Origin of the sequence: Streptomyces solicamelliae, assembly GCF_045348655.1 — a bacterium.
GTDB classification, from domain to species: Bacteria; Actinomycetota; Actinomycetes; order Streptomycetales; family Streptomycetaceae; genus Streptomyces; species Streptomyces solicamelliae.
This window is the reverse complement of sequence record NZ_CP160404.1, coordinates 597,465-620,365: the sequence shown is the minus strand read 5'-3', so window position 1 is coordinate 620,365 and position 22,901 is coordinate 597,465. Positions and strand designations below refer to the sequence as shown.

The window sequence follows — 22,901 nt, the reverse complement described above, 5'->3', positions numbered from 1 at the left end:
TCAGGCGCGCTCGCACGATTCCGGCGCGGTCGTTTCCGGCAGGAGTCCGGTGGCCGGAGAGACCGCGCCGGCCTCGCCGTATCCCCCGCCTACGCCGCCGGCCGGGCCGCCGTGCGCAGCCCTTCCCAGTCCGGGATCTTCACCGAGTGCCGGCCCAGGGAGCGGCCCAGTTCCGCCTCCGCCCGTTCGATCGCGAGCCAGCCCGGCCAGGTCACCGGCTCGTGGCCCAGCTCGCGCAGAGCGGCCACCGGGTCCGCCGGGACCTCGCGGGTCGCCAGCGCCGGTGCGTCCGCGAGGAGTGAGGCTGCGGTCTCCTTCGCGCAGGGGCGGTTGGTGCCGATCACGCCGGTCGGGCCGCGCTTGATCCACCCGGCCACGTACTCCCCGGGCGACGCGACCCCGTCGCGCAGCACCCGGCCCGCGTCGTGCGGCACGGTCCCGTGCGCCTCGTCGAACGGCAGCCCGGGCAGCGGGACGCCCCGGTACCCGATCGCCCGCAGCACCAACTGGGCCTCGACGTCCTCGTACACACCGGTGCCCCGCACGCCCCCGGCGCCGTCCGGCTCCGTGCGCTCGAACCGTACCCCGGCCACCCGCCCGTCCTCGCCCAGCAGTTCCACCGGCCGCAGGAAGAACCGCAGCGTGATGTGCCGCCCGGGCCCGTCGTCCCGCGGCTGCGCCGCCCAGCCCCGCACGACCTCCAGATTGCGCCGGTTCACCGCCGGCAGCCCCGAGGGGTCCGCGAACGCCGGGTCGAGCGCCAGGTCCGCCGGGTCCACGGAGACCGACGCGCCCGGCAGCGTGCCCAGTTCGCGCAGTTCCTTGGTGGTGAACCGGGCCTGCCCGGGGCCGCGCCGGGCCACCATGCGCACCTCGCGCACCCCGCTGTGCTCCAGCGCCGCGAGCGCGCCCTGCGGGACGTCCGTGGGCCGCAGCTCCGCCCCGCCGCGGGCCAGGATCCGGGTCACGTCGACCGCCACGTTGCCCGCGCCGATCACCACCGCCGAGCGCGCGCCGAGCCCGAAGCCGTCGCCCGCCGCGTCCGGGTGGGCGCTGTACCAGGAGACGAACTCGGTCGCCGACCGGCTCCCGGCCAGGTCCTCGCCGGGAATCCCGAGCCGCCGGTCGCGGGCCGCGCCCACGCAGTACACGACGGCGTGGTACAGCTCCAGGAGCCTGGCCGGTGTCAGTCCCCGCGCGCCGACCTCGACGTTGCCGAGGAAGCGGATCCGCTCGTCCTCCAGGACGGCGCGCAGGGTGCCCTGCAGCGACTTGATCTTCTCGTGGTCGGGGGCGACGCCGTACCGCACCAGGCCGTACGGGCAGGGCAGCCGGTCCAGCACGTCCACCCGCACCCCGGGGACGAGGTCCTGCCGCACCAGGTCCTGAGCGGTGTACACCCCGCTCGGACCCGAGCCGACGACTGCGACGCGAAGCACGGAACGTCTCCTTCCCGCCGGTGTCTCCAGGATCGCACCGGCGGGCTCCGGACGGGCGGCCGTGCGGCTACATCGAGCGCATCCGGTTGATCTCGGCCGTCTGCTGGGCGATGACGTCGTTCGCCATCTCCTCGATCTGCACGTTGTTGCCCTCGGACAGGACCTCGGCGGCCATCGTCACCGCCCCGTCGTGGTGGGTGATCATCAGCTTGAGGAAGAGATCGTCGAACGCCTCGCCCCGGGCCGCCTTCAGCTGCGCCAGCTGGGCGTCGGTGGCCATACCGGGCATCGCTCCGTGGCTGTGGTGGCCCTGCTGTGTCTGCCCACCGTTCGTTTTCAGCCAGCCCTCCATCGCGGCGATCTCGGGCTGCTGGGCCGCCGTGATGCGCGCCGCCAGCTTCTCGACCTGGCCCGACGCGGCCCGTTCCGGGACCAGCGCGGTCATCGTCAGCGCCTGCCGGTGGTGCACGATCATCATCTGCGCGTAGTCGCGGTCCGCCGCGTTCGGCCGCTCGTCCGGGAGGGCGCGGGCCGCCTCCTGCGGGGAGAGGGTCCGGGCCGCCTCGCCCGGCTTCCCGGGCGCGATCACACCGGCCCCCGAGCCCTTGCCGGCCTGCGGCCCGGCGTCCGAAGGCCCCGCGTCGCAGCCGGCGAGGAGGAACACGGCGAGCAGACCCGCGGACGCGAGGGCGGCGGTGCGGACCGGGCGCTTCGACAAGACGACCTCCAGGGACGAGCGGGGCGGACGGCGGGAACGGGACGGACGGGACGGACGGGTACGTGAGGGGCCGTACTCATGTCTGCGTCAGGAGCGTCGAGTAAAAACCTTCATGACGGCTGTGTTGCCATCTATTGAGATGTACACGGAAAGGAAGATACTGCCGGGGTCACAGGAACCGTTCAACTCTGAACGGACACAAGGGAGGACGCGTGACTTCGGTGCGTACCACGCACGTACGACGCAGACCTCTGGCAGTGGCGGCGGCCGCCGTCGGACTGCTGGCCACCCTGCTGACGGCCGGACCCGCGGCCGCCACGCCCGACCCAGGCGACGCCGCCACCCAGGGCGCCGTCACCGCCGAGCAGGCAGCAGAAGCACGGACCGCCGTCCGCAGCGGCGAGATACCCGGCGTGGACGAGGTCGTCCACAGCGACAACATCACCCATCTCACCAACATCCCGAAGGACGCCCTGCCGGGGACCAACTCGGACCTGGCGTTCCAGGGCAAGTACGCCTTCGCCGGCAACTACGACGGTTTCCGGATCTTCGACGTCAGCGACCCCAAGGCCCCCAAGACGGTCGCCCAGGTGCTCTGCCCGGGCTCCCAGAACGACATCTCCGTCTCCGGCGACCTGCTCTTCCTGTCCACGGACTCCTCCCGCAGCGACGACTCCTGTGCCAGCACCACGCAGCCGGCCACGGAGAAGTCCTCGTGGGAGGGCATGAAGATCTTCGACATCAGCGACATCGCCAACCCGAAGTACGTGGCCGCGGTCGAGACGGCCTGCGGTTCGCACACCCACACGCTCGTGCCGGAGCGCAAGGACGTGTACGTGTACGTGTCCTCGTACTCGCCGAACGCGGCCTTCCCCGACTGCCAGCCGCCGCACGACGGCATCTCGGTCATCAAGGTCCCGCGCAAGGCTCCGGAGCAGGCCCGGATCGTCAACTTCCCGGTGCTGTTCCCGGGTGAGGGCCCGGACGGCGGCGGCAACCCGGGCGGGCCCACCAACCCGGGCGTGTCCAAGACCACCGGCTGCCACGACATCACGGTCCTGCCGTCGAAGGACCTGGCCGCCGGCGCCTGCATGGGCGACGGCATCCTCTTCGACATCGAGGACCCGGAGCACCCGAAGGTCATCGACCAGGTCCAGGACAACGTGAACTTCGCGTTCTGGCACTCGGCGACCTTCAACCAGAAGGCGAACAAGGTCGTCTTCACCGACGAGCTCGGCGGTGGCGGCGGCGCCACCTGCAACGCGGTCGTCGGCCCGAACCGCGGCGCCGACGGCATCTACGACATCGTCGGCAAGGGCGACAACCGCAAGCTGGTGTTCCGCAGCTACTTCAAGATCCCGCGCCACCAGGCGGACACCGAGAACTGCGTGGCCCACAACGGCTCGCTCATCCCGGTCAAGGGCAAGGACCTCATGGTCCAGGCCTGGTACCAGGGCGGCGTCTCCGTGTGGGACTTCACCGACTCCGCCAAGCCGAAGGAGATCGCGTACTTCGAGCGCGGCCCGATCAGCACCGACGTGCTCCGGACCGGCGGCTCGTGGTCGGCGTACTACTACAACGGCTACATCTACTCGAACGACATCGCCAAGGGCTTCGACGTGCTGAAGCTCAGCGACCGGCGTACCGACGCCGCGAAGCGGATCCGGATGGACGAGCTCAACGTCCAGACCCAGCCGGACTACTTCGAGGACTTCGAGGACTGACGCACCGACTGACGCACCACACGTGACGGCAGGCCGTCGGGCGGATCCCCGTCCGGCGGCACGCCCATGTCCCAGTCGAGCCCGTACCGCTGGAACAGCTCCGCGCGCAGCCGCGGCAGCGGCATCGGCGCACCGGGCAGCAGCACCGCCACCACCGCGCCCATCAACAGCGCCCGCAGCAGCGGGTACTCGGTGTCCACGTCCGGCGTGCCGTACCGGGCCATGGTGTCCCGCAGCAGGAAGGCGAGCCGCTGCTGCTCCGGGCACTGTACGAAGCCCTCGGCCTGCAGGATGCCGGCCATGTGCGTCCGCATCAGCCGTGGCCGGTCCCGGGCCAGGCCCAGGATCGCGTCGATCGCCCGGGCCAGCCGCTCCCGGCCGTCCTCGGTGCGCGGCTCCCGCTCCAGGGCCTCTTCCAGCGTCAGGTGCATGAGCCGGTGCACGGCCGACTGCAGCAGCTGGCGCTTGCCGGGGAAGTAGTACGACACCAGTCCGCGGGCCGTACCGGCCCGGTCGGCGATGTCGCCCAGGGTGGTCTCCTCGTACCCGCGCTCGCCGACGAGCTCGACGGCGGCCTGCAGAATGCGCTCGCGAGAACGCCGACGAAGCTCTTCATTGACCGCTGGGCTCCGCGGGGACATGCTGGACTCCTGCGTTGACTGGCTTCCAGCCAATATACTCAGAGCGTCCTGCCGCCGAGCCTCACGCCTGGCCGGCCGGGCGCTGCCGTCTGTTCTGGGCGACGCGGGGGATCGTCCAGAACAGGCGGTTCTGTCCTATTCTCCTCCGGTCTCCCGGGGTGAGTGGGCCCGACAGGTGAGTACGGTCACGCCGACCAGGCAGACCCCGATCAGCCAGCCGGCGACCACGTCCGACAGCCAGTGCACGCCCAGGTACACCCGGGTCCAGCCGACGCCGATCACCGACACCAGCGCCGTCACCGTCACGAGGCTCCAGCCGCGCCACCGCTCCTGCCAGTGCAGCGCCAGCACCCACAGCAGCAGTCCGCAGGTCACCGTCGCCGTCAGCGCGTGCCCGGAGGGGAACGCGTCGTACCGGGCGGAGTCGACCGGGTCCGGCCAGTGCGGGCGGTCCCGTCCGACCAGCACCTTCAGCGCGTGCTGCAGGGCCGCGGTCAGCAGGCTCGCCCCGGCGACCCACAGCGCGAGCCGGCGTTCCCGGCGCAGCCACAGGAACACCACGGTCACCGCGATCAGGGCGCGCATGGTCCAGGGGTCCCAGACCCAGTCGCTGAGGATCCGGTTCAGCTGGGTGAAGCCCGGTTCGGTGACCGCGCTGCGGTGCAGCGACTCGGCCACGTCGCGGTCCACCGTGAGCAGCGGGGAGCACTGGGCGACCACGAGCACCAGCAGGAGGAGGGAGAGCAGGCCCGAGACGACGGCGGAGGAGCGCATGCGTCGATCTTCGCGGACGGACCCGAAGCGCGTCCTCCGCTTCCGCCGGAACGGCGGGACGTGTCCTGAGACAGGGCCGATCAGTTCAGGGCCGCGAGTCCCGGTACCAGCGCGACGACCAGCGGGACCACGGGGAGCAGTGCCGCCGTGGCCGTCAGGTGCAGCCGCTGGAGCGGCCGGAGTCGCGGCAGGGCGGTCAGCAGCCGGTTCACCCGCTGGGGCAGGTGCGCCTCCGGCGACGAGGAGGGACCGAACACGCCCCGGTCCTCGTTGAGTTCGACCAGCGCGAGCGCGGTGGTCAGCCGGCCGTGCCGGCGCGAGGCCACGTCGTCGGCGGCCAGCTCGACCAGGCGGTGCATCTCGGCGCGGAAGGCGGCGAACACCGGGATCCCCGGGAAGCCCCCGGCGAGCGCCGCCGCGCAGTGCAGCAGCCAGTCGTGCCGGGCCCGGGCGTGCCCCTCCTCGTGCGCCAGGACCGCGTCGAGCTGACGCCCCTTCAGTCGCTGCAGCGCGGCGGTGGTGATGACCAGCTGCGGTGTGGACCCCGGCAGGAAATAGGCGTCCGGCCGCTCGCCCTCCAGGACGACCAGCGGTCCCGCGCCGCGCTCCTCACCCGGCAACAGGGGGGAGCGCACCAGCAGTTCGCGTCGTCGCTGCCTGCGGCGGGCGCGGGCGCGGCGGATCTCCCGGGCGAGCATCGCGGCGGTCCACAGTCCGCCGCAGGCCAGGAGCACGGCGAGCGGCGCGGACCAGGGCTGGTGGGAGCCGAGTTCGTACGCCTCGATCACGCCGTTCGGCGCGGAGGCGAACAGTCGGCCCCGTACGGCCTGCCAGGCCACGGCGGCGCTCAGAAGCATCGACAGGCCGAAGCTGAACAGCACGGCGGCCACCACGCACTGCCACACCCACAGCGCCACCACCGGCTCGCGCTCCGCCCACACCGCTCGCGCCAGCAGCCGGGGAGCGACGGCCGCGGTCACTACGCCGAGGGCGAGCAACGTGAGAGAGACCACCATGCCGCCAGCCTATGAGGCCGTGCTACCCGGGGGTATGGCCGTACGCGGCAAGTGACGTACGCCACGGTTTGGACGGCACCGCCGCGCACACCGCCGCGATCGTCACAACGTCACCAGCATCGCCAGCATGGCGAGCCCCATCGACAGCCGGCAGACCGCCGTCAGCTCGGGTCGCGCCGTCCAGCCCACCCTCGCGGCCGGCCCCGCCGAGGGCGCGGGCACGGACATCACCGGCACCAGCCGCGCCCCCGACCGCAGGACGTACACGGTGTAGTAGAGGAGCAGCGCGCCGGTCAGCAGCGGCAGCCCCGCCGTCGGTATGCCGCCCCCGCCGTGCGCCCCGTGCGCTCCCTGTGTCGCCGACATCGCCGGGACCGCCATCGCCAGCGCCATGTACACCATCGCCAGCGAGCCGACCAGATGGTGCAGATGGTGCCCGCCGTGCCGGGCCGGCCACAGTGCCCGCAGCGCCGCGCCGCCGAACACCACCGCGTACAGGGCCCAGCTCCACGCGGGCGGCGCGAACACCGCGGCGGGCACGGCCATCGCCGCCATCCCGAACCCCATCAGCGCCTCGCCGCCCGCAGCCCGCCGCTCCGCGCCCGCGCAGCTGCGCATCCGCACCAGGCAGTACGCCCCCGAGGCCGCGCACAGCGCCACCAGCAGCCACCCGACCGTCGCCGGTCCGTGCACGGGCCACCTCCCCCTCGCCGCCACTGCTGCGTGGATGCCCGCCCCTCCGGGCCGCTACGCGAGCGCAGGGGTGTACAGGGGGAGCGCGCCGGGCGGGAGTTACGCTCGGGGGAGTCGCCGCCGCCACGAGGGGAGCCCCACAGCCATGGACACCGCACTGCCCCGGGAGACCGGAACGCTCAGCTACCGGGACGCGGTCGAGGCGGACGTCGCCGCCGTGGTCCCGCTGGTCGAGTCGGCCTACCGGGGTGACTCCAGCCGCACCGGCTGGACGACCGAGGCGGACATCCTGCAGGGGCAGCGCACCGACCCCGAGGGCGTGCGGGAGGTCATCGCCGCGGACGGCTCCAGGCTGCTCCTGGTGGAGCGGGACGGCGAGCTGATCGGCTGCTGCCACCTGGAACACCGCGGCGAGGCGGCGTACTTCGGCATGTTCGCGGTCCGGCCGGGTGTGCAGGGCGGCGGCCTGGGCCGGGAGATCCTCGCCGAGGCCGAGCGGCAGGCGCGCGAGGGCTGGGGCGTGACCGAGATGCACATGACCGTGATCTCGGTGCGCGACGAGCTCATCGCGTACTACGAGCGGCGCGGCTACCGCCGCACGGGACGGATGACCCCGTTCCCGTACGGCGACGAGCGCTTCGGCCTGCCGCAGCGCGACGACCTGCAGTTCGAGCTCCTGGTGAAGGAACTCGTCTGACGACGGCCCGCCCGGTCAGGCGGTGAAGCGGCCGGTGCGGCGGATCTCCGGGTAGTCGGTCGCCGCGCCGTCCAGTTCCAGGGCCCGGACGAGGCGCAGGTGGTCCTGGGTGTTGACCACCCATCCGATCACCTTCACGCCCTCGCCGTGCGCGTGCTCCACGGTCTCCAGGGAGAGCCGGCGGATGTTCAGTGCCAGGCTCTCCGCCCCGACCGCCTTCGCCCGGTCCACGATGTCCGCGCCCCAGCGGCTGGCGATGAGCGCCGTCCGCACCCCCGGCACCAGGTCCTTGATCTCGGCGAGCGCGGCGTCGTGGAAGGACGACACCTCCACCCGGCCGACCAGGTCGCGCCGGTGCATCACGTCGGCCAGCGCCCGCGCCGCCGCCTCGTCCTTGATCTCCGCCTGGAGCGGGGACCGGACCGCGTCCAGGACCTCCTCGAAGACGGGGATACGCTCGCCGTGTCCGGCGTCGAGCCCGCGCAGCTCGGCGAGCGTCTGCTCGGCGATCAGGCCGGTGCCGTCCGTGGTGCGGTCGACCTCCGCGTCGTGCATGACGACGAGCGCGCCGTCCTTGCTCAGGTGCAGATCGAGCTCGATGACGTCCATGCCCGCGTGCTCCGCGCGGACGAAGGAGCGCAGGGTGTTCTCGGGTTCGACACCCATGACTCCGCGATGACCGATGGTGAGGAAACTCAAGATCTTCTCGCTTCCGTCGATGGCCGGGCCGTCGAGGTCCGCACGCCCGGGTCCCTTCCGGGCGCCGTCGCGGCTCGGGCGCAGCCTAGCGCCGGGCGCCGACGATGCCATCGGTCGTGCACGGGCCGTCGGAGGCGTTGCTTCCAGGGATTTCGCGCCCCATGGAGGCTGACGCCTCACCCGCGCGTGGGCGCGTCCGCCGCGCCTTGACGTTCCTGCGGAGATGGTCATTCCGTACGTACACGTGGATGACGCCCTGCCGCGCAGGAAAAATCACGGTGACCATGGGGGGTCGGCAGGATAATTTCTTCTCTCTCCTCTTGTCTCGAAGAACCCTGAATGGTTACGGTGTTTTGACACGAGGTTCTCCTGTGAAGGAAGAGGCATGACGGAAATTCTTGTGCAGGACGCGATCAGCGGGGGCATAGCGACCGGCGAGCGTGTGGTCGACCACCCCGCCTGGCCGGCGCTCAAGAAGGCCGTGGAGGAGATCCGCCCCTGGCAGTCGAAGGACGGCTCCATCGACTTCGAGGCCGACGGCGCGCCCTCCCGTGCCCTCGTCGAGAAGACCCTCGAGCGCGTCGTCGACTCCGTCGAGACGCTCTCCCCGCTGGTCCCGCACGGCGCCGCGTACCACCGCGCCCTCGTCGCCGACCTGCGCAAGTGGGCCGAGCAGGGCTTCGGCGTGCCGGACTTCCTCGACTCCCTGCTGGAGTTCCACCCCGCCTCGCGCCGCGAGGACGGCCTGCAGCACCTCGTGCTCTTCCCGATGTACACCCAGAACGGCAACCCGGACCGCAACCTCGAGGCGGTCGTGCTGCGCATGGTGTGGCCGGAGTGGCTCTCCGAGCTGGAGGCCACCCGCTACGACAACCCGCTGTTCTGCGGCATCACCTTCGAGGACTTCACCGCCGGGTACGACACCAACTCGGCCGTCCTCTTCCCCGAGACCATCGCCGTCCGCGAGGCCCCCGAGCGCTTCACCTGGGGCGGCATCTTCTGCGACCGCGAGGCCGCCCGCTTCCGCAAGGTCACCGAGGCCTCCGTCGACATCCTCGGCATCGAGCTGCCCGAGGACATCGCCGCCATGGTCGAGGACCAGGAGCGCTGCGAGAAGGCCTTCGTCCTGTGGGACATGGTCCACGACCGCACCCACAGCCACGGCGACCTGCCGTTCGACCCGTTCATGATCAAGCAGCGCCAGCCGTTCTGGATGTACGGCCTGGAGGAGCTGCGCTGCGACCTCACCGCCTTCAAGGAGGCCGTGAAGCTCGAGGCCGAGGGCAACGAGCACGGCCGTGACGTCCAGTACGCGGTGCTCTTCGACCGGATGTTCCGCTTCCCGGTCTCCGGCGACCGCAACCGCAACTACGACGGCCTCGGCGGCCAGCTGCTCTTCGCGTACCTGCACAAGCACGACGTCGTCCGCTGGACCGACAACAAGCTGCAGATCGACTGGGTGCGCGCCCCCGAGATCACCAACCAGCTCTGCGCCGAGATCGAGAAGCTGTACCGCGACGGCATCGACCGCCCGAAGCTGGTCCACTGGTTCGCCGCGTACGACCTGGTCTCCACCTACCTCGCCCCGCACCCCGGCTCGAAGTGGGCCAAGGGTCCCGACGCCCTGGACCTGACCCAGCCGCCGCGCAAGCTCGTCGACGACGTGCTTCCGGACGAGTTTCCGCTCAGCATGTTCTATGAGGCCCTTTCCAAGAAGCTCAAGGGTGTGATCGCCGCCACGAAGGGGATCACTGCCTCGAGCGCCGCGGGGTCCGAGCAGGCTGCCGCGTGAGCTCTCGCACGGAGGACACGGAGGAGGCGTCGCCCATGACGAACGGCAACGGAAACGGCGGATCGCTCGACGGCGCGGTGGTCGCCGTCGCGGGAGCGGCCGGACCGGCGGGCCGGGCCGCCCTGCTGCGCCTGGCGGAGGCCGGCGCCACGGTCGTGGCGTCCGACGCCGACCCGGCGCGGCTCGCGGAGGCGGTCGACGCCGCCCGGTACGCGCACGGCGGTGCCACGGTCACCGGCGACACGGTCGACCTGCTCGACCTGGAGGCCACCAAGGAGTGGGCCGCCAAGACCGAGAAGGAGTTCGGCCGGGTCGACGGCCTGGTCCACCTGGTCGGCGGCTGGCGCGGCAGCGCCTCCTTCACCGAGACCGACCTGAAGGACTGGAACTTCCTGGAGCGGCTGCTCATCCGCACCGTCCAGCACACGTCCCTCGCGTTCCACGACCCGCTGCTGCGCAGCGGCAACGGCCGCTACGTCCTGATCAGCCAGTCCGGCGCGCACAAGCCGGTGGCCACCAACGCCGCGTACAACGCCGGCAAGGCCGCGGCCGAGGCCTGGACGCTCGCCATGGCGGACTCGTTCCGCAAGGCCGGCGGCGACGCCGAGCCGCAGGCGGCCGCCGCGATCCTGGTGATCAAGGCCCTGGTGCACGACGCCATGCGCGCCGAGCGCCCCAACGCCAAGTTCGCCGGCTTCACGGACGTCAAGGAACTCGCCGACGCCATCGCCGGGCTCTGGGACCGGACCGCCTCCGAAGTGAATGGACAGCGTCTGTGGCTGACCCCCGAGCCGTGACCGGCGTCCCCCCGAAGACCGACGCGCGTCGTCACCACGACCCGTCGGTCCGGGGCTTCGCCAGTGACAACTACGCCGGTGTCCACCCGGAGATCCTCGCGGCGATCGCCCTCGCCAACGAAGGCCACCAGGTCTCCTACGGCGAGGACGAGTACACCGAGCACCTCCAGCGGATCATGCACAGCCACTTCGGCCCGACCGCCGAGGCCTTCCCGGTCTTCAACGGCACCGGCGCGAACGTCACCGCCCTGCAGGCGCTGACCGACCGCTGGGGCGCGGTGGTCTGCGCTGAGACCGCGCACATCAACGTGGACGAGGGCGGCGCCCCGGAGCGGATGGCGGGCCTCAAGCTGCTCACCGTGCCGACCCCGGACGGCAAGCTCACTCCCGAGCTGATCGACCGGCAGGCCTGGGGCTGGGACGACGAGCACCGGGCCATGCCCCAGGTCGTCTCGATCACCCAGAACACCGAACTGGGCACCGTCTACACGGTGGACGAGATCCGGGCGATCGTCGAGCACGCCCACGGCCTGGGCATGAAGGTGCACCTCGATGGCGCCCGGATAGCCAACGCGGCCGCGTCCCTGGACGTGCCGATGCGGGCGTTCACCAACGCGGTCGGCGTCGACGTGCTCTCGTACGGCGGCACCAAGAACGGCATGCTGTTCGGCGAGGCGATCGTCGTCCTCAACCCGGACGCGGTCAGCCACATGAAGCACCTGCGCAAGATGTCCATGCAGCTCGCGTCCAAGATGCGGTTCCTCTCGGTGCAGTTCGAAGCGCTGCTCGCCAAGGACCTGTGGCTGCGCAACGCGCGGCACTCCAACGAGATGGCGCAGCGGCTCGCGGCCGGCGTGCGCGAGATCGACGGGGTGGAGATCCTCTACCCGGTGCAGGCCAACGCGGTCTTCGCGCGGCTGCCGCACGAGGTCACCCGGCGGCTCCAGAAGCGGTTCCGCTTCTACTTCTGGGACGAGGCGGCCGGCGACGTCCGCTGGATGTGCTCCTTCGACACCCGCGAGGACGACGTGGACGCGTTCCTCCAGGCGCTGAAGGAAGAGATGGCGCGCGGCTGAGACCGCGCGAGACCGACGGCGGCCCGCCGGAGTCCTGAGAGGGACCCCGGCGGGCCGCTTCGTCGCCGAATGTCAGTGCAGTGGAGTGGACTGCCCGGTCCGGTAAGCTGTACCGCATGCGATTCATCGTCTCCGACGGGGTACGGACCCTCGTCCCCGGCTTCACCCATCTCGCCATCGAGGCCCGCGGACTCGTCAACGGGCCCAGTGACGACGCCAGTTCGGCTCTGCTCGACGACGCCGCGCGGCGGCTCGCCGAGCGGCTCGACGGCCGTACGCCCGACCAGGACCCGCACATCGCCGCCTGGCGCGCCGCGTACACCGCCTTCGGCGCCAAGCCGTCCCGTACCCGCAACTCCGCCGAGGCGCTGGCCCGGCGGGCGCTCGCGGACGGCGGACTGCCCCGGATCAACCGGCTCGTCGACGCCTACAACGCGATCAGCGTCGCCCACCTGATCCCGGCCGGCGGCGAGGACCTCGACCGCATCCAGGGCGACATGCGGCTGATCCGGGCCGTCGGGGACGAGCCGTTCACGACCACGGCCGGCGGCGAGCAGACCGTCGAGCACCCGGAGACCGGCGAGATCGTCTGGTGCGACGACGAGGGCGTCACCTGCCGCCGCTGGAACTGGCGCCAGGGCCCGCGCACCCGGATCGACGACGCCACGGAGAACGCGATCTTCCTGCTGGAGTCGCTGGCCCCGATGACCGTCGACGCCCTGGTCGCCGCGGGCGCCGAGCTCGCCGAGTCCCTGGAGAGGCTCAGCCCCGGGGCGCGGATCACCGTCCACAGCCCCGTCTGAGGCGCGGGGCGGGTCAGCCCCGGTCCTTGACCTCCTGCGGGGTCGGCGCGGTGCCTCCGAGGTGCGCCGGTACCCACCAGGTGTCCGTCGCGTCCTTCGGGCGCACCGGGTACGCCCGCTGCGCCGCCTCCAGGAGCTCCTGGACGCGCTCGCGCAGGCGTCGCGTGAGGGCGCCCGCGTACTGGTCCGCCGGCGCCTCGATCGGCTCGCCGACCCGGATCGTCACCGGGATGTGGCTGCGCTTGAAGTTCCGCGGACGGCCCTTGGTCCACACCCGCTGGGTGCCCCACAGCGCCATCGGGATCAGCGGCACCCCGGCGTCCTGCGCCAGGCGCGCCGCGCCCGACTTGAAGCTCTTCAGGGTGAACGACTGGGAGATGGTCGCCTCGGGGAACACGCCCACGATCTCGCCGGCCCTCAGGGACTCCAGCGCGTGCTGGTACGCGTGCTCACCCTGGGAGCGGTCCACCGGGATGTGCTTCATGCCGCGCATCAGCGGACCGGAGATCTTGTGCTTGAAGACCGAGTCCTTCGCCATGAACCGCACCAGCCGCTTCTGCGGCAGCGCGGCCAGGCCCGTGAAGATGAAGTCCAGATAGCTGATGTGGTTGCTCACCAGCACGGCGCCGCCGGTCCTCGGGATGTGCTCGGAACCCTTGGTGTCGATCTTCAGGTCGAGCGCCTTGAACATCGTGAGCGCGGCGCCGATGACCGGCCGATAGACGAGCTCTGCCATCTTGGGAGGAACCCCTTCTCGAATGCCCGGGGAGGGTTCTCCCGGCGGAAGTTACGCAGCCGTAGGTTTGCGGCTTTGGGAGATCGTGCCCCATGTGGGCCGCGCTGACCAGTCCTGACGCCTGCGTACAGGGAGATTCTCGTCACTCCCGGTGTTCGTGGCGGGAATCGAACGGCGCTGTGGGACGCTGCACCGGGGGAGCGGCGAAGGGCGCCGGAACAGGGACGGAAGCGGGCGATGACACCGATGGAGGACCGGTCGAGGGTGATTCTCGACGCGGACCGGCTGGGCGCCGAGCTGGGGGAGCGGGCCACATTCGTCCAGTTCTCCACTGCCTTCTGCCAGCCCTGCCGGGCCACCCGCCGCACCCTCGCCGAGGTGGCCGACATGGTCGAGGGGGTGCGGCACGTCGAGATCGACGCGGAGGAGCGGCTCGACCTCGTCCGCGAACTCGGCATCGCCCGCACCCCGACCGTGTTCGTCCTCGACCGCGCCGGCCGGATCGTCCGGCGGGCGTCGGGGCAGCCGCGGAAGGCGGACGTCATCGCGGCGCTGGGTCGAGCGGTCTGACGGCGTGACATGTCTCCCACATGTCGGGACCCGCTTGACTGTGTACGGCAACGATCGTCACCCTGACGAGGTGCTGCCCCCAGAACTCCTTCTCCATGGGCGGGCCGACGTGGATCTGGCCCGCAACGCGAGTGCGCGCTGTCCGGGTGTCCGGTAACCCCAGGCCCCGTACGTCTCCCCCGCAGAAGGACAACTCGATGACGGTTTCGCCCGAGCTCCGCACCACTCGGCAGGCCAGCTCCGATCTTCTCCGCTCCGTCTTCCGGCAGCACGCCGCCGGCGTCGCGGTCGTCACCGCCCACGGTGACCGCCCCGTCGGCTTCACCGCCACCTCCCTCAACTCCGTGTCCGCGGAACCCGCGTTGATCTCCTTCGGAGTGGGCACCGGCTCGTCCAGCTGGCCCGTGCTCTCCGAGGCCGAGCACATCGGCGTGCACATACTCGGCGAGCACCAGTCCGGGCTCGCCGCCACCTTCGCGCGCAGCGGCGCCGACCGCTTCGCCCCGCCCACCCGCTGGCGGCCCGGCCCCGAAGGGGTCCCGCTGCTCGACGGCGTCCTCGCCTGGCTGGTGGCCCGTGTGGTGGCGAAGGTCCCGGCCGGCGACCACCGGATCGTCATCGCCGAGGTCGTCGACGGCGACCCGCGGGGCGAGGGCCGCCCGTTGCTGTACCACCAGGGTCGCTTCAACGCCCTGCGCGACTGAGCGTTCCCGGCGCGCGGCGTTGGCAAGGTCACACGCCTGAGCGCTTGCTCACTGGTAACGAACTGGGTGTACTGACGAGTAATATCCCGTCGGGGGCGTCGGACGCCCCGACCGGAAAACCCGCCCTTCAGGCGCCTATGCTGCCCCTTGACAAGGCAGCTCAGTAATGACGATGCAGTAGGAGAGCCGGCGTGAGCTTGAGGATCGTTGTCTGTGTGAAGTACGTGCCGGACGCCACCGGCGACCGGAAGTTCGCCGACGACCTGACGGTCGACCGCGACGAGGTCGACGGCCTGCTGTCGGAGCTCGACGAGTACGCGGTCGAGCAGGCGCTGCAGATCGCCGAGGAGGCGGACGACGCCGAGGTCACCGTGCTCACCGTCGGCCCCGAGGACGCCAAGGACGCGCTGCGCAAGGCGCTGTCCATGGGTGCCGACAAGGCCGTCCACGTCGAGGACGACGACCTGCACGGCACCGACGTCATGGGCACCTCGCTGGTGCTCGCCAAGGCGATCGAGAAGGTCGGCTACGACGTCGTCATCGCCGGCATGGCGTCCACCGACGGCACCATGGGCGTCCTGCCCGCCGTCCTGGCCGAGCGCCTGGGCGTCCCGCAGGTCACCCTGCTCTCCGAGGTCTCCATCGAGGACGGCGTCGTGAAGGGCCGTCGCGACGGCGACACCGCCTCGGAGCAGCTCGAGGCGTCCCTGCCGGCCGTCGTCTCCGTGACGGACCAGTCGGGCGAGGCCCGCTACCCGTCCTTCAAGGGCATCATGGCCGCCAAGAAGAAGCCGGTCGAGGAGCTCGACCTGGACGACCTGGAGATCGACGCCGACGAGGTCGGCCTCGAGGGCGCCTGGACCGCGGTGGACTCCGCCGCCGAGCGTCCCGCGCGCACCGCGGGCACGATCGTCAAGGACGAGGGCGAGGGCGGCAAGCAGCTGGCCGAGTTCCTCGCGAGCCAGAAGTTCATCTAAGGCTCGCGCGAGCCATCTCACCCGCCCCCTTTTCGTTCGCAGGAGATTGAAGTCCCATGGCTGAGATTCTCGTCTACGTCGACCACGTCGACGGAGCCGTCCGCAAGCCCACGCTGGAGCTGCTGACGCTGGCCCGCCGCCTCGGCGAGCCGGTCGCGGTCGCCCTCGGCAACGGCGCCGCCGACACCGCCGCGGCCCTGGCCGAGCACGGCGCCGTGAAGGTCCTCACCGCCGACGCCCCGGAGTTCGCCGACTACCTGGTCGTCCCGAAGGTCGACGCCCTCCAGGCCGCGTACGAGGCCGTCTCCCCGGCCGCCGTGCTGGTCCCGTCCTCCGCCGAGGGCAAGGAGATCGCCGCCCGCCTCGCCGTCCGCATCGGCTCCGGCATCATCACCGACGCCGTGGACCTGGAGGCCGGTGACGAGGGCCCGGTCGCGACGCAGTCCGCGTTCGCCGCGTCCTTCACCACCAAGTCCCGTGTCTCCAAGGGCACTCCGGTCATCACGGTCAAGCCGAACTCCGCCCCGGTCGAGGCCGCCCCGGCCGCCGGCGCCGTCGAGGCCCTGTCCGTGTCCTTCGGCGAGCTGGCCACCGGCACCAAGGTCACCTCGCGCACCCCGCGCGAGTCGACCGGCCGTCCGGAGCTGACCGAGGCCGCGATCGTGGTCTCCGGCGGCCGCGGCGTCAACGGCGCCGAGAACTTCGCGATCATCGAGTCCCTCGCCGACTCGCTCGGTGCGGCCGTCGGCGCCTCCCGCGCCGCGGTGGACGCCGGCTGGTACCCGCACTCCAACCAGGTCGGCCAGACCGGCAAGTCCGTGTCGCCGCAGCTGTACATCGCCTCCGGCATCTCCGGCGCGATCCAGCACCGCGCCGGCATGCAGACCTCGAAGACGATCGTCGCGATCAACAAGGACGCCGAGGCGCCCATCTTCGAGCTCGTCGACTACGGCGTCGTGGGCGACCTCTTCGACGTCGTCCCGCAGCTCACCGAGGAGATCAAGACCCGCAAGGGCTGAGCCTCGCAGGGCTGACCTGCTGTTCTGTACGGCCCGGGGGCCGCGCGGCGAAATATCGCCGCGCGGCCCCCGGCCGTTTCGGGCAACCATTGACGCAGGTCCCGGCGGACTACTAACTTCGCTATACGGATTGTTGATTCCGTGCAGCGGAAAACAGGAGGATGTGGGATGGGTCAGCAGGAGAAGGTGTCGACGAGCCTCGCCGGCGCGGTCAGCGAGGGCATCAGCGCCTCCCTCGCCACGGTGGACGCCGAGCTCGACCGGCGCTACCCCGGAGACCCCGGCACCCGTCAGCCCGTCCACACCGTCTACGTACCCGGCAACGTCTTCGCCGCCGACACCATCCGCTCCTGGGGCGACCAGGCCCTTGCCGCGCTCGACGAGCACGCCCCCGACGCCGGCACCTTCGCCCGCGTGCTCGGCCTCTCCGACGCCCTCGCCGAGGACGTGTACGGCCGCGTCCGCGCCAAGCTGGAGCGCGAGCCGATCGAAGACCTCCGGGTCGACTTCGAGGACGGCTACGCCGGACAGGACGAGGACGCCGACGCCGCCCGCGCCGCCCGCCTGATCGCCGAGGCGTACGCCGGGGTCACCTCCCGGCCGGAGGCTGGAGGAGGCACCGCCGCCCCGTACATGGGCATCCGGATGAAGTGCATGGAGGCCGCCGTCCGCGACCGCGGCATCCGCACCACCGACGTCTTCCTCACCGGCCTGATGGAGCACGGCGGCCTGCCCGACGGCCTGGTGCTCACCCTGCCCAAGGTCACCTACCCCGAGCAGGTCTCCGCCTTCGTCCGGCTCCTGGAGGCCTTCGAGAAGGCCCACGGCCTCGACGCCGGCCGCCTCGGCTTCGAGATCCAGATCGAGACCAGCCAGGCCATCCTCGCCGCCGACGGCACCGCCGCCGTCGCCCGCATGATCGACGCCGCCGAGGGCCGCGCCACCGGACTGCACTACGGCACCTTCGACTACAGCGCCTGCCTCGGCGTCTCCGCCGCCTACCAGGCCAGCGACCACCCGGCGGCGGACCACGCCAAGGCGATCATGCAGGTAGCCGCGGCCGGCACCGGCGTACGCGTCTCCGACGGCTCCACCAACGTCCTCCCGGTCGGCTCCACCGCCCACGTCCACGAGGCCTGGAAGCTGCACTACGGGCTCACCCGCCGCGCCCTGGCCCGCGCGTACTACCAGGGCTGGGACATGCACCCGGGCCACATCCCCACCCGGTACGCCGCCGTCTTCGCGTTCTACCGCGAGGGCTTCGAGGCCGCCGCCAAGCGCCTCTCCGCGTACGCCAACCACGCCGGCGGCGACGTCATGGACGAGCCCGCGACCGCCAAGGCCCTCAGCTCCTACCTGCTGCGCGGCATCGACTGCGGCGCCCTCGACACCCCCGAGGTCGACGCCCTCACCGGTCTGACCCGCGCCGACCTCGACCGCTTCGCCGCCCCGCGGCGCGGCGACCTGACGGCCACGGCCCAGTGACGGCCACGGCCTCGTCAGGGCTCGCCCGCCGCTGACTCAGGCGGGCGGGATCTCGCCCGTGCCGCGCGGGATCAGCGTGGGCGTCAGCTCGATGCGGGCGGGCGGCTCCTCCGCGCCGTCGAGACGGCGGAAGAGCCGCTCGGCCGCGGTGCGGCCCAGGGCGGCGGCGTCCTGGGCGACGACCGTGATGCCGAGCAGATCGGCCAGCTCGATGTCGTCGAAGCCCACCAGGGCCACCGGCGCTGGGTGCTCGGCGAGCACCCGGACGGCGGTGACGGTCACCCGGTTGTTGCCCGCGAAGAGGGCGGTGACCGGGGCCGGGCCGGTCAGCATCGCGGTGACGGCGGCGCGGACCGGGCCGGGATCGGTGGGGCCGAGGGAGACCCAGGCCTCGTCCACCGGCAGGCCCGCGTCGTCCATGGCCGCGCGGTAGCCGCGCAGCCGCTCGGTCGCGGTGTGGATGTGCGGCCGGTCACCGAGGAAGCCGATGCGGCGGTGGCCGTGGGCGATCAGATGGGCCACGCCCTCGCGCGCCCCGCCGAAGCTGTCCGAGAGCACGGTGTCCGCGCGGATGCCGCCCGCCGGGCGGTCCACGAACACCGTGGCGATGCCGGCCCGGATCTCGGGCTCCAGATAGCGGTGGTCGGAGCCGGCCGGGATCACGATCAGCCCGTCCACCCGCCGGGCGCACAGCGCGAGCGCCAACTCCTGTTCGCGGTCGGGGTCCTCGGCGCTGGAGCCGTTGATCAGCAGCGCGCCGTGGGTCCGGGCGACCTCCTCGACGGCGCGGCTGAGCGGCCCGTAGAAGGGGTCCGCGAGGTCCTCCAGGACCAGGCCGATCGAGGCGGTGCGGCCCTTGCGGAGCACCCGGGCGCTGTCGTTGCGGCGGAAGCCCAGCGAATCGATGGCCTCCTGGACCCGGCGCTCGGTGTCCGCGGTGACCCCGGGCTCTCCGTTGACCACCCGGGAGACCGTCTTGAGGCCCACCCCGGCGCGCGCGGCCACGTCCTTCATGGTGGGCCGCGTGCCGTAGCGACGGTCGGAGGGGCGGGTGGAGTCGGCCACGGTGCGCTGTTCCTCTGTTCCTCGGTCCCGGCGGGAGATGTTGTCGAGCATAGGCCCTGGACAACGTTGTCAGAGGCGGGGAGACTGGATCTCGACCAAGCCTCCCCCTGCCTTCCCCGGAGATCCCGCACCCATGCACACCGAGCTCGTCGCCGCTCTCGACATCGGCGGCACCAAGATCGCCGGCGCGCTCGTGGACGGCTCCGGAGGGATCCTCGTCCGGACGCAGCGCCCCACGCCGGCGCGGGAGGACGGCGAGACGGTGATGCGCGCGGTCGAGGGGGTCCTCGCGGAGCTCACGGCCGGGCCGCTCTGGCCGTCGGTCCGGGCGGTCGGCATCGGCAGCGCCGGGCCGGTGGACGCGGCGCGGGGTGCCGTCAGCCCTGTCAACATCCCCGGCTGGCGCGACTATCCGCTGGTCGAACGGGTGCGCCGGGCCGTCGACGGCCGCCCCGTCACCCTGGTCGGCGACGGCGTCGCCATGACCGCGGCCGAGCACTGGCAGGGCGCGGCCCGCGGGTACGACAACGCGCTCTGCCTGGTCGTCTCCACGGGCGTCGGCGGTGGACTCGTCCTCGGCGGCCGCCTCCACCCCGGACCCACCGGCAACGCCGGTCACATCGGGCACATCAGCGTCGACCTGGACGGCGACCCCTGCGCCTGTGGGGCCCGCGGCTGCGTCGAACGCATCGCCAGCGGCCCGCACCTCGCCCGCCGCGCCCTCGACGCCGGCTGGCGGCCCGGCCGGGACGGCGACGCCTCGGCCGCCGCGGTCGCCGCCGCGGCCCGGGCCGGCGACCCGATCGCCCAGGCCTCCTTCGACCGGGCGGCGCGTGCGCTCGCCGCGGGGATCGCCGCCACGGCCCACCTCGTCGAGCTCGACATCGCCGTGGTGGGCGGGGGAGTGGCCGGGGCGGGCGAGGTCCTGTTCGCGCCGCTGCGGCGCAGCCTGCGCGCGTACGCCACACTGTCCTTCGTCCGCGACCTCACCGTCGTGCCCGCCCTCACGGGCACGGACGCCGGCCTCCTCGGCGCGGCCGCGGCCGCCTGCGGCCCGCTGACGGCGGAGAAGCAGGGGGCCTGACGGCGGGTCCGGTGCCGCGCGGCCCGGGAGGCCCGACGGCCCGTGGGCCTTGATTCGGCAGTCCGACGGAATGACGGATTCCCACCCGGCCACCCGCGCCGGACATCCGTGCGGCGCCTCTCCCCACCCGATTCGCCCGGCCGACCGGGCCGTCGGCCCGGTCTCAGGCCGCCGCCGGTTCCGCTCCCGTCCCCGCCGTGCGTTCCCCCGTCGGCTGCTGCGGGACGACCACCAGGAACGCGTCCGACTCCAGGTCCATCACGACCTGCGCCGGCAGGCCCTCTTCCCGGCGTGCCCGTGCGTACTCCTCGGCCGGCCAACTGCCCCGCGGGCCGCCTGCGGGAAACCGTTCCAACACCGTGCGCATGTCCGCACCCCCTTGTCATTGCCCGATCAACGAGGCTCCGTTGCGAAGTGTCACGCCTCGGCGGGCCGCGTGGTTCGGGCCGTGAGACGACTCACACCCCGGCGTTCGTCATGGCAGGGTGGTGGGGGCAACCCCACCAAGGGGCTATACAGAGGGGGCACTGTGATCGTCTGGATCAACGGAACGTTCAGCGCGGGCAAGACCAGCACCGCGCGCGAACTGGTCGAGCTGATCCCGCACAGCACCTTGTACGACCCCGAACTCACCGGCTTCGGACTGCGCCACCTGCTGCCGCCGAAGCGCCTCGCCGAGGTCGACGACTTCCAGGACCTGCCGATCTGGCGGCGCATGGTCGTGAACACCGCCGCCGCGCTGCTCGCCGAGGTCGGCGGCACGCTCGTGGTCCCGATGACCCTGCTCCGCCAGGAGTACCGGGACGAGATCTTCGGCGGTCTGGCGGCCCGCCGCATAGAGGTCCGGCATGTGCTGCTCGCAACTGACGAAACGATCCTGCGCGGTCGCATAGCCGGCCGCGAGGAGTACGCGGACGACCCGGAGGGCAACGAGCGGGTCCGGAACTGGGCGTACGACCACATCGACCCGTACCTCGCCGCGCTCGGCGGCTGGCTCGGCGAGGACGCGTACGTCGTCGACAACTCGAGCCTCACGCCCGCCGCCACCGCGGCGACCGTCGCCGAGGCGCTCCGCAACGGCGCGGCCCGGCCCTGCGGGATCGTGCAGACCCCCGAGCCGACGAGCGAGACCGTGGCCTCCGGGGTGCTGCTCTTCGACGAGCAGGACCGGGTACTGCTCGTGGACCCCACGTACAAGGCCGGCTGGGAGTTCCCCGGCGGCGTCGTCGAGGCCGGAGAGTCGCCCGCCCGGGCCGGGGTCCGCGAGGTCGCCGAGGAGCTGGGGCTGCGGCTGGACGCCCCGCCGGGTCTGCTCGTCGTCGACTGGGAGCAGCCGCAGCCCCCGGGGTACGGCGGACTGCGCTTCCTCTTCGACGGCGGGACGCTCCCCGCCGCGGCCGCCGCCGAACTCCTGCTGCCCGGTGCCGAACTGCGCGGCTGGCGGTTCGTGACCGAGGCCGAGGCCGCCGAACTGCTGCCCCCGGTCCGCTACCAGCGGCTGCGCTGGGCGCTGCGCGCCCGCGAACGGGGCACCGTGCTCAACCTGGAGGGCGGCGTCCCGGTCGGCTGACGGCATGAGCCGCGCCGGCCGATGACCTAGAGCCCTTTCCGACCCTGATCCGCCGGACAGGCCCTAGGCCGCCTCCGCCGCCCGCTTCAGGACGGTCGCGGCGTTCTCCGTCAGGGGGACGCCGTGACCGAAGCACACCACCGACGGGGCGAGTCCGGCGAGCCGTCGCATCGACGCGCGGGCCCGTTCCCGGTCGGTGTGGAAGACGCCCAGTGTCACTCCCTGGACCGCGGCCACCGTGTCACCGGTGAACAGCACGCCGTGCCGGGGCAGATGGACGGCGATCGAGCCGTCCGTGTGTCCCGGGGTGTGCACCACGAACGCCCCGTCGCCGAAGCCCAGTTCGTCGCCGTCCTCCAGCTCCCGGTCCACCCGCGTCGGCGGCGCGACGGGGACGGTGAGTCCGTGCGCGTACAGCGGGAGCTCCCAGTCCAGCAGGACCGGCTCGGGGACCGGCGCCTCGCCCCGTACCACCGGCGCGTCCAGGCGGTGGGCGAGGATCTCGGCGCCGTGCCGTTCCGCCAACTCCTGGGCGCAGCCCACATGGTCGCGGTGGCAGTGCGTGAGCACGATCCGGCGCAGCCGGGCCGGGTCGAGGCCGGCCGAGCGGATCGCCGCGTCGACCGCGTCGGCGGCGCCCGTCCAGCCGGCGTCGATCAGCGTCAACTCCTCCTCGTCGCGCCAGAGATGGGCCTGGCCGATGGAGAAGTCCAGCTGGTGGAGCCGGGGTGTGATCTCGGTGAGTTCGACGGTGACGTCCATGCGGCGAACGTACGCATCCGCGCACGTCCGCCGCACACTTCTCTGCCCTCGGCCGATTCC

General features: G+C 72.2%; 24 protein-coding genes. 13 read left to right on the top strand and 11 right to left on the bottom strand.

The window, feature by feature from the left end:
- Positions 1 to 89: 89 nt before the first annotated feature.
- Positions 90 to 1,439 carry an FAD-dependent oxidoreductase gene (locus ABZO31_RS03010; RefSeq protein WP_406859314.1) on the bottom strand — a complete coding sequence of 450 codons (1,350 nt, stop codon included), beginning with the start codon at positions 1,437 to 1,439 and terminating at the stop codon, positions 90 to 92.
- Between the two features lie 67 nt (positions 1,440 to 1,506).
- Positions 1,507 to 2,157 (bottom strand): DUF305 domain-containing protein, encoded by a 651-nt coding sequence (locus ABZO31_RS03005; RefSeq protein ID WP_406859313.1) that lies wholly within the window; start codon positions 2,155 to 2,157, stop codon positions 1,507 to 1,509.
- 212 nt (positions 2,158 to 2,369) lie between these two features.
- Here ABZO31_RS03005 and ABZO31_RS03000 point away from each other — a divergent pair, with 212 nt between their 5' ends.
- Positions 2,370 to 3,881, top strand: a complete 1,512-nt coding sequence (locus ABZO31_RS03000) for an LVIVD repeat-containing protein (protein ID WP_406859312.1) — start codon at positions 2,370 to 2,372, stop codon at positions 3,879 to 3,881.
- Here the strand turns inward: ABZO31_RS03000 and ABZO31_RS02995 are convergent.
- From ABZO31_RS02995 to ABZO31_RS02980, 4 genes are all read right to left on the bottom strand, one after another.
- Positions 3,857 to 4,522 carry a TetR/AcrR family transcriptional regulator gene (locus ABZO31_RS02995; RefSeq protein ID WP_406859310.1) on the bottom strand — a complete coding sequence of 222 codons (666 nt, stop codon included), beginning with the start codon at positions 4,520 to 4,522 and terminating at the stop codon, positions 3,857 to 3,859. The two genes, ABZO31_RS03000 and ABZO31_RS02995, sit on opposite strands and share 25 nt — an antisense overlap.
- 135 nt (positions 4,523 to 4,657) lie before the next feature.
- Complete coding sequence (locus ABZO31_RS02990; protein ID WP_406859309.1) at positions 4,658 to 5,296, bottom strand: phosphatase PAP2 family protein; 639 nt, start codon at positions 5,294 to 5,296, stop codon at positions 4,658 to 4,660.
- Between the two features lie 80 nt (positions 5,297 to 5,376).
- Positions 5,377 to 6,312, bottom strand: coding sequence for a M56 family metallopeptidase (locus ABZO31_RS02985; RefSeq protein WP_406859308.1), 936 nt, complete (start codon positions 6,310 to 6,312; stop codon positions 5,377 to 5,379).
- Between the two features lie 102 nt (positions 6,313 to 6,414).
- Positions 6,415 to 7,005, bottom strand: a complete 591-nt coding sequence (locus ABZO31_RS02980; protein ID WP_406859307.1) for a DUF5134 domain-containing protein — start codon at positions 7,003 to 7,005, stop codon at positions 6,415 to 6,417.
- Between the two features lie 145 nt (positions 7,006 to 7,150).
- Between ABZO31_RS02980 and ABZO31_RS02975 the strand changes: the two genes are divergently transcribed.
- Positions 7,151 to 7,702, top strand: coding sequence for a GNAT family N-acetyltransferase (locus tag ABZO31_RS02975; RefSeq protein WP_406859306.1), 552 nt, complete (start codon positions 7,151 to 7,153; stop codon positions 7,700 to 7,702).
- A 15-nt stretch (positions 7,703 to 7,717) separates the two neighbouring features.
- Here ABZO31_RS02975 and ABZO31_RS02970 read toward each other — a convergent pair whose 3' ends face one another.
- On the bottom strand, positions 7,718 to 8,401 hold the full coding sequence (locus ABZO31_RS02970) for a glycerophosphodiester phosphodiesterase (RefSeq protein ID WP_406859304.1): 684 nt from the start codon (positions 8,399 to 8,401) through the stop codon (positions 7,718 to 7,720).
- A gap of 385 nt (positions 8,402 to 8,786) precedes the next feature.
- On the opposite strand from ABZO31_RS02970, the gene ABZO31_RS02965 reads away from it, so the two are divergent.
- From ABZO31_RS02965 to ABZO31_RS02950, 4 genes are all read left to right on the top strand, one after another.
- The gene (locus ABZO31_RS02965; protein WP_406859303.1) at positions 8,787 to 10,193 is read left to right on the top strand and encodes a DUF6421 family protein; all 1,407 of its coding nucleotides are present in this window, start codon (positions 8,787 to 8,789) and stop codon (positions 10,191 to 10,193) included.
- 35 nt (positions 10,194 to 10,228) lie between these two features.
- Complete coding sequence (locus tag ABZO31_RS02960) at positions 10,229 to 10,990, top strand: SDR family NAD(P)-dependent oxidoreductase (RefSeq protein ID WP_406859302.1); 762 nt, start codon at positions 10,229 to 10,231, stop codon at positions 10,988 to 10,990.
- Positions 10,969 to 12,066 carry a threonine aldolase family protein gene (locus ABZO31_RS02955; protein ID WP_406859301.1) on the top strand — a complete coding sequence of 366 codons (1,098 nt, stop codon included), beginning with the start codon at positions 10,969 to 10,971 and terminating at the stop codon, positions 12,064 to 12,066. Before ABZO31_RS02960 ends, ABZO31_RS02955 begins: the two co-directional genes overlap by 22 nt.
- A gap of 116 nt (positions 12,067 to 12,182) precedes the next feature.
- The gene (locus tag ABZO31_RS02950) at positions 12,183 to 12,869 is read left to right on the top strand and encodes a B3/4 domain-containing protein (RefSeq protein ID WP_406859300.1); all 687 of its coding nucleotides are present in this window, start codon (positions 12,183 to 12,185) and stop codon (positions 12,867 to 12,869) included.
- Positions 12,870 to 12,882: 13 nt separating this feature from the next.
- On the opposite strand, the gene ABZO31_RS02945 is transcribed toward ABZO31_RS02950, so the two are convergent.
- Positions 12,883 to 13,605 (bottom strand): lysophospholipid acyltransferase family protein, encoded by a 723-nt coding sequence (locus tag ABZO31_RS02945; RefSeq protein ID WP_406859299.1) that lies wholly within the window; start codon positions 13,603 to 13,605, stop codon positions 12,883 to 12,885.
- 246 nt (positions 13,606 to 13,851) lie between these two features.
- Here ABZO31_RS02945 and ABZO31_RS02940 point away from each other — a divergent pair, with 246 nt between their 5' ends.
- From ABZO31_RS02940 to ABZO31_RS02920, 5 genes are all read left to right on the top strand, one after another.
- Positions 13,852 to 14,175, top strand: a complete 324-nt coding sequence (locus ABZO31_RS02940) for a TlpA family protein disulfide reductase (protein WP_406865239.1) — start codon at positions 13,852 to 13,854, stop codon at positions 14,173 to 14,175.
- 197 nt (positions 14,176 to 14,372) lie between these two features.
- Positions 14,373 to 14,879, top strand: a complete 507-nt coding sequence (locus ABZO31_RS02935; RefSeq protein ID WP_406859298.1) for a flavin reductase family protein — start codon at positions 14,373 to 14,375, stop codon at positions 14,877 to 14,879.
- Between the two features lie 191 nt (positions 14,880 to 15,070).
- Positions 15,071 to 15,856, top strand: coding sequence for an electron transfer flavoprotein subunit beta/FixA family protein (locus ABZO31_RS02930; RefSeq protein ID WP_406859297.1), 786 nt, complete (start codon positions 15,071 to 15,073; stop codon positions 15,854 to 15,856).
- Between the two features lie 56 nt (positions 15,857 to 15,912).
- Positions 15,913 to 16,875, top strand: coding sequence for an electron transfer flavoprotein subunit alpha/FixB family protein (locus ABZO31_RS02925; protein ID WP_406859296.1), 963 nt, complete (start codon positions 15,913 to 15,915; stop codon positions 16,873 to 16,875).
- Positions 16,876 to 17,043: 168 nt separating this feature from the next.
- Positions 17,044 to 18,360 carry a DUF6986 family protein gene (locus ABZO31_RS02920; RefSeq protein WP_406859295.1) on the top strand — a complete coding sequence of 439 codons (1,317 nt, stop codon included), beginning with the start codon at positions 17,044 to 17,046 and terminating at the stop codon, positions 18,358 to 18,360.
- A 36-nt stretch (positions 18,361 to 18,396) separates the two neighbouring features.
- Here the strand turns inward: ABZO31_RS02920 and ABZO31_RS02915 are convergent, their stop codons facing one another.
- Positions 18,397 to 19,374, bottom strand: coding sequence for a LacI family DNA-binding transcriptional regulator (locus ABZO31_RS02915; protein ID WP_406865238.1), 978 nt, complete (start codon positions 19,372 to 19,374; stop codon positions 18,397 to 18,399).
- 184 nt (positions 19,375 to 19,558) lie between these two features.
- Here ABZO31_RS02915 and ABZO31_RS02910 point away from each other — a divergent pair, with 184 nt between their 5' ends.
- Complete coding sequence (locus tag ABZO31_RS02910) at positions 19,559 to 20,509, top strand: ROK family protein (protein WP_406859294.1); 951 nt, start codon at positions 19,559 to 19,561, stop codon at positions 20,507 to 20,509.
- A 163-nt stretch (positions 20,510 to 20,672) separates the two neighbouring features.
- On the opposite strand, the gene ABZO31_RS02905 is transcribed toward ABZO31_RS02910, so the two are convergent.
- Complete coding sequence (locus ABZO31_RS02905; protein WP_406859293.1) at positions 20,673 to 20,876, bottom strand: hypothetical protein; 204 nt, start codon at positions 20,874 to 20,876, stop codon at positions 20,673 to 20,675.
- A gap of 162 nt (positions 20,877 to 21,038) precedes the next feature.
- Between ABZO31_RS02905 and ABZO31_RS02900 the strand changes: the two genes are divergently transcribed.
- Positions 21,039 to 22,079: an NUDIX hydrolase gene (locus tag ABZO31_RS02900; RefSeq protein ID WP_406859292.1), complete on the top strand. Its 1,041-nt coding sequence runs from the start codon at positions 21,039 to 21,041 to the stop codon at positions 22,077 to 22,079.
- A 63-nt stretch (positions 22,080 to 22,142) separates the two neighbouring features.
- Here the strand turns inward: ABZO31_RS02900 and ABZO31_RS02895 are convergent, their stop codons facing one another.
- A complete protein-coding gene (locus ABZO31_RS02895) occupies positions 22,143 to 22,841 on the bottom strand; it encodes an MBL fold metallo-hydrolase (RefSeq protein WP_406859291.1) in 699 nt (232 codons plus the stop codon).
- Positions 22,842 to 22,901 lie beyond the last annotated feature (60 nt).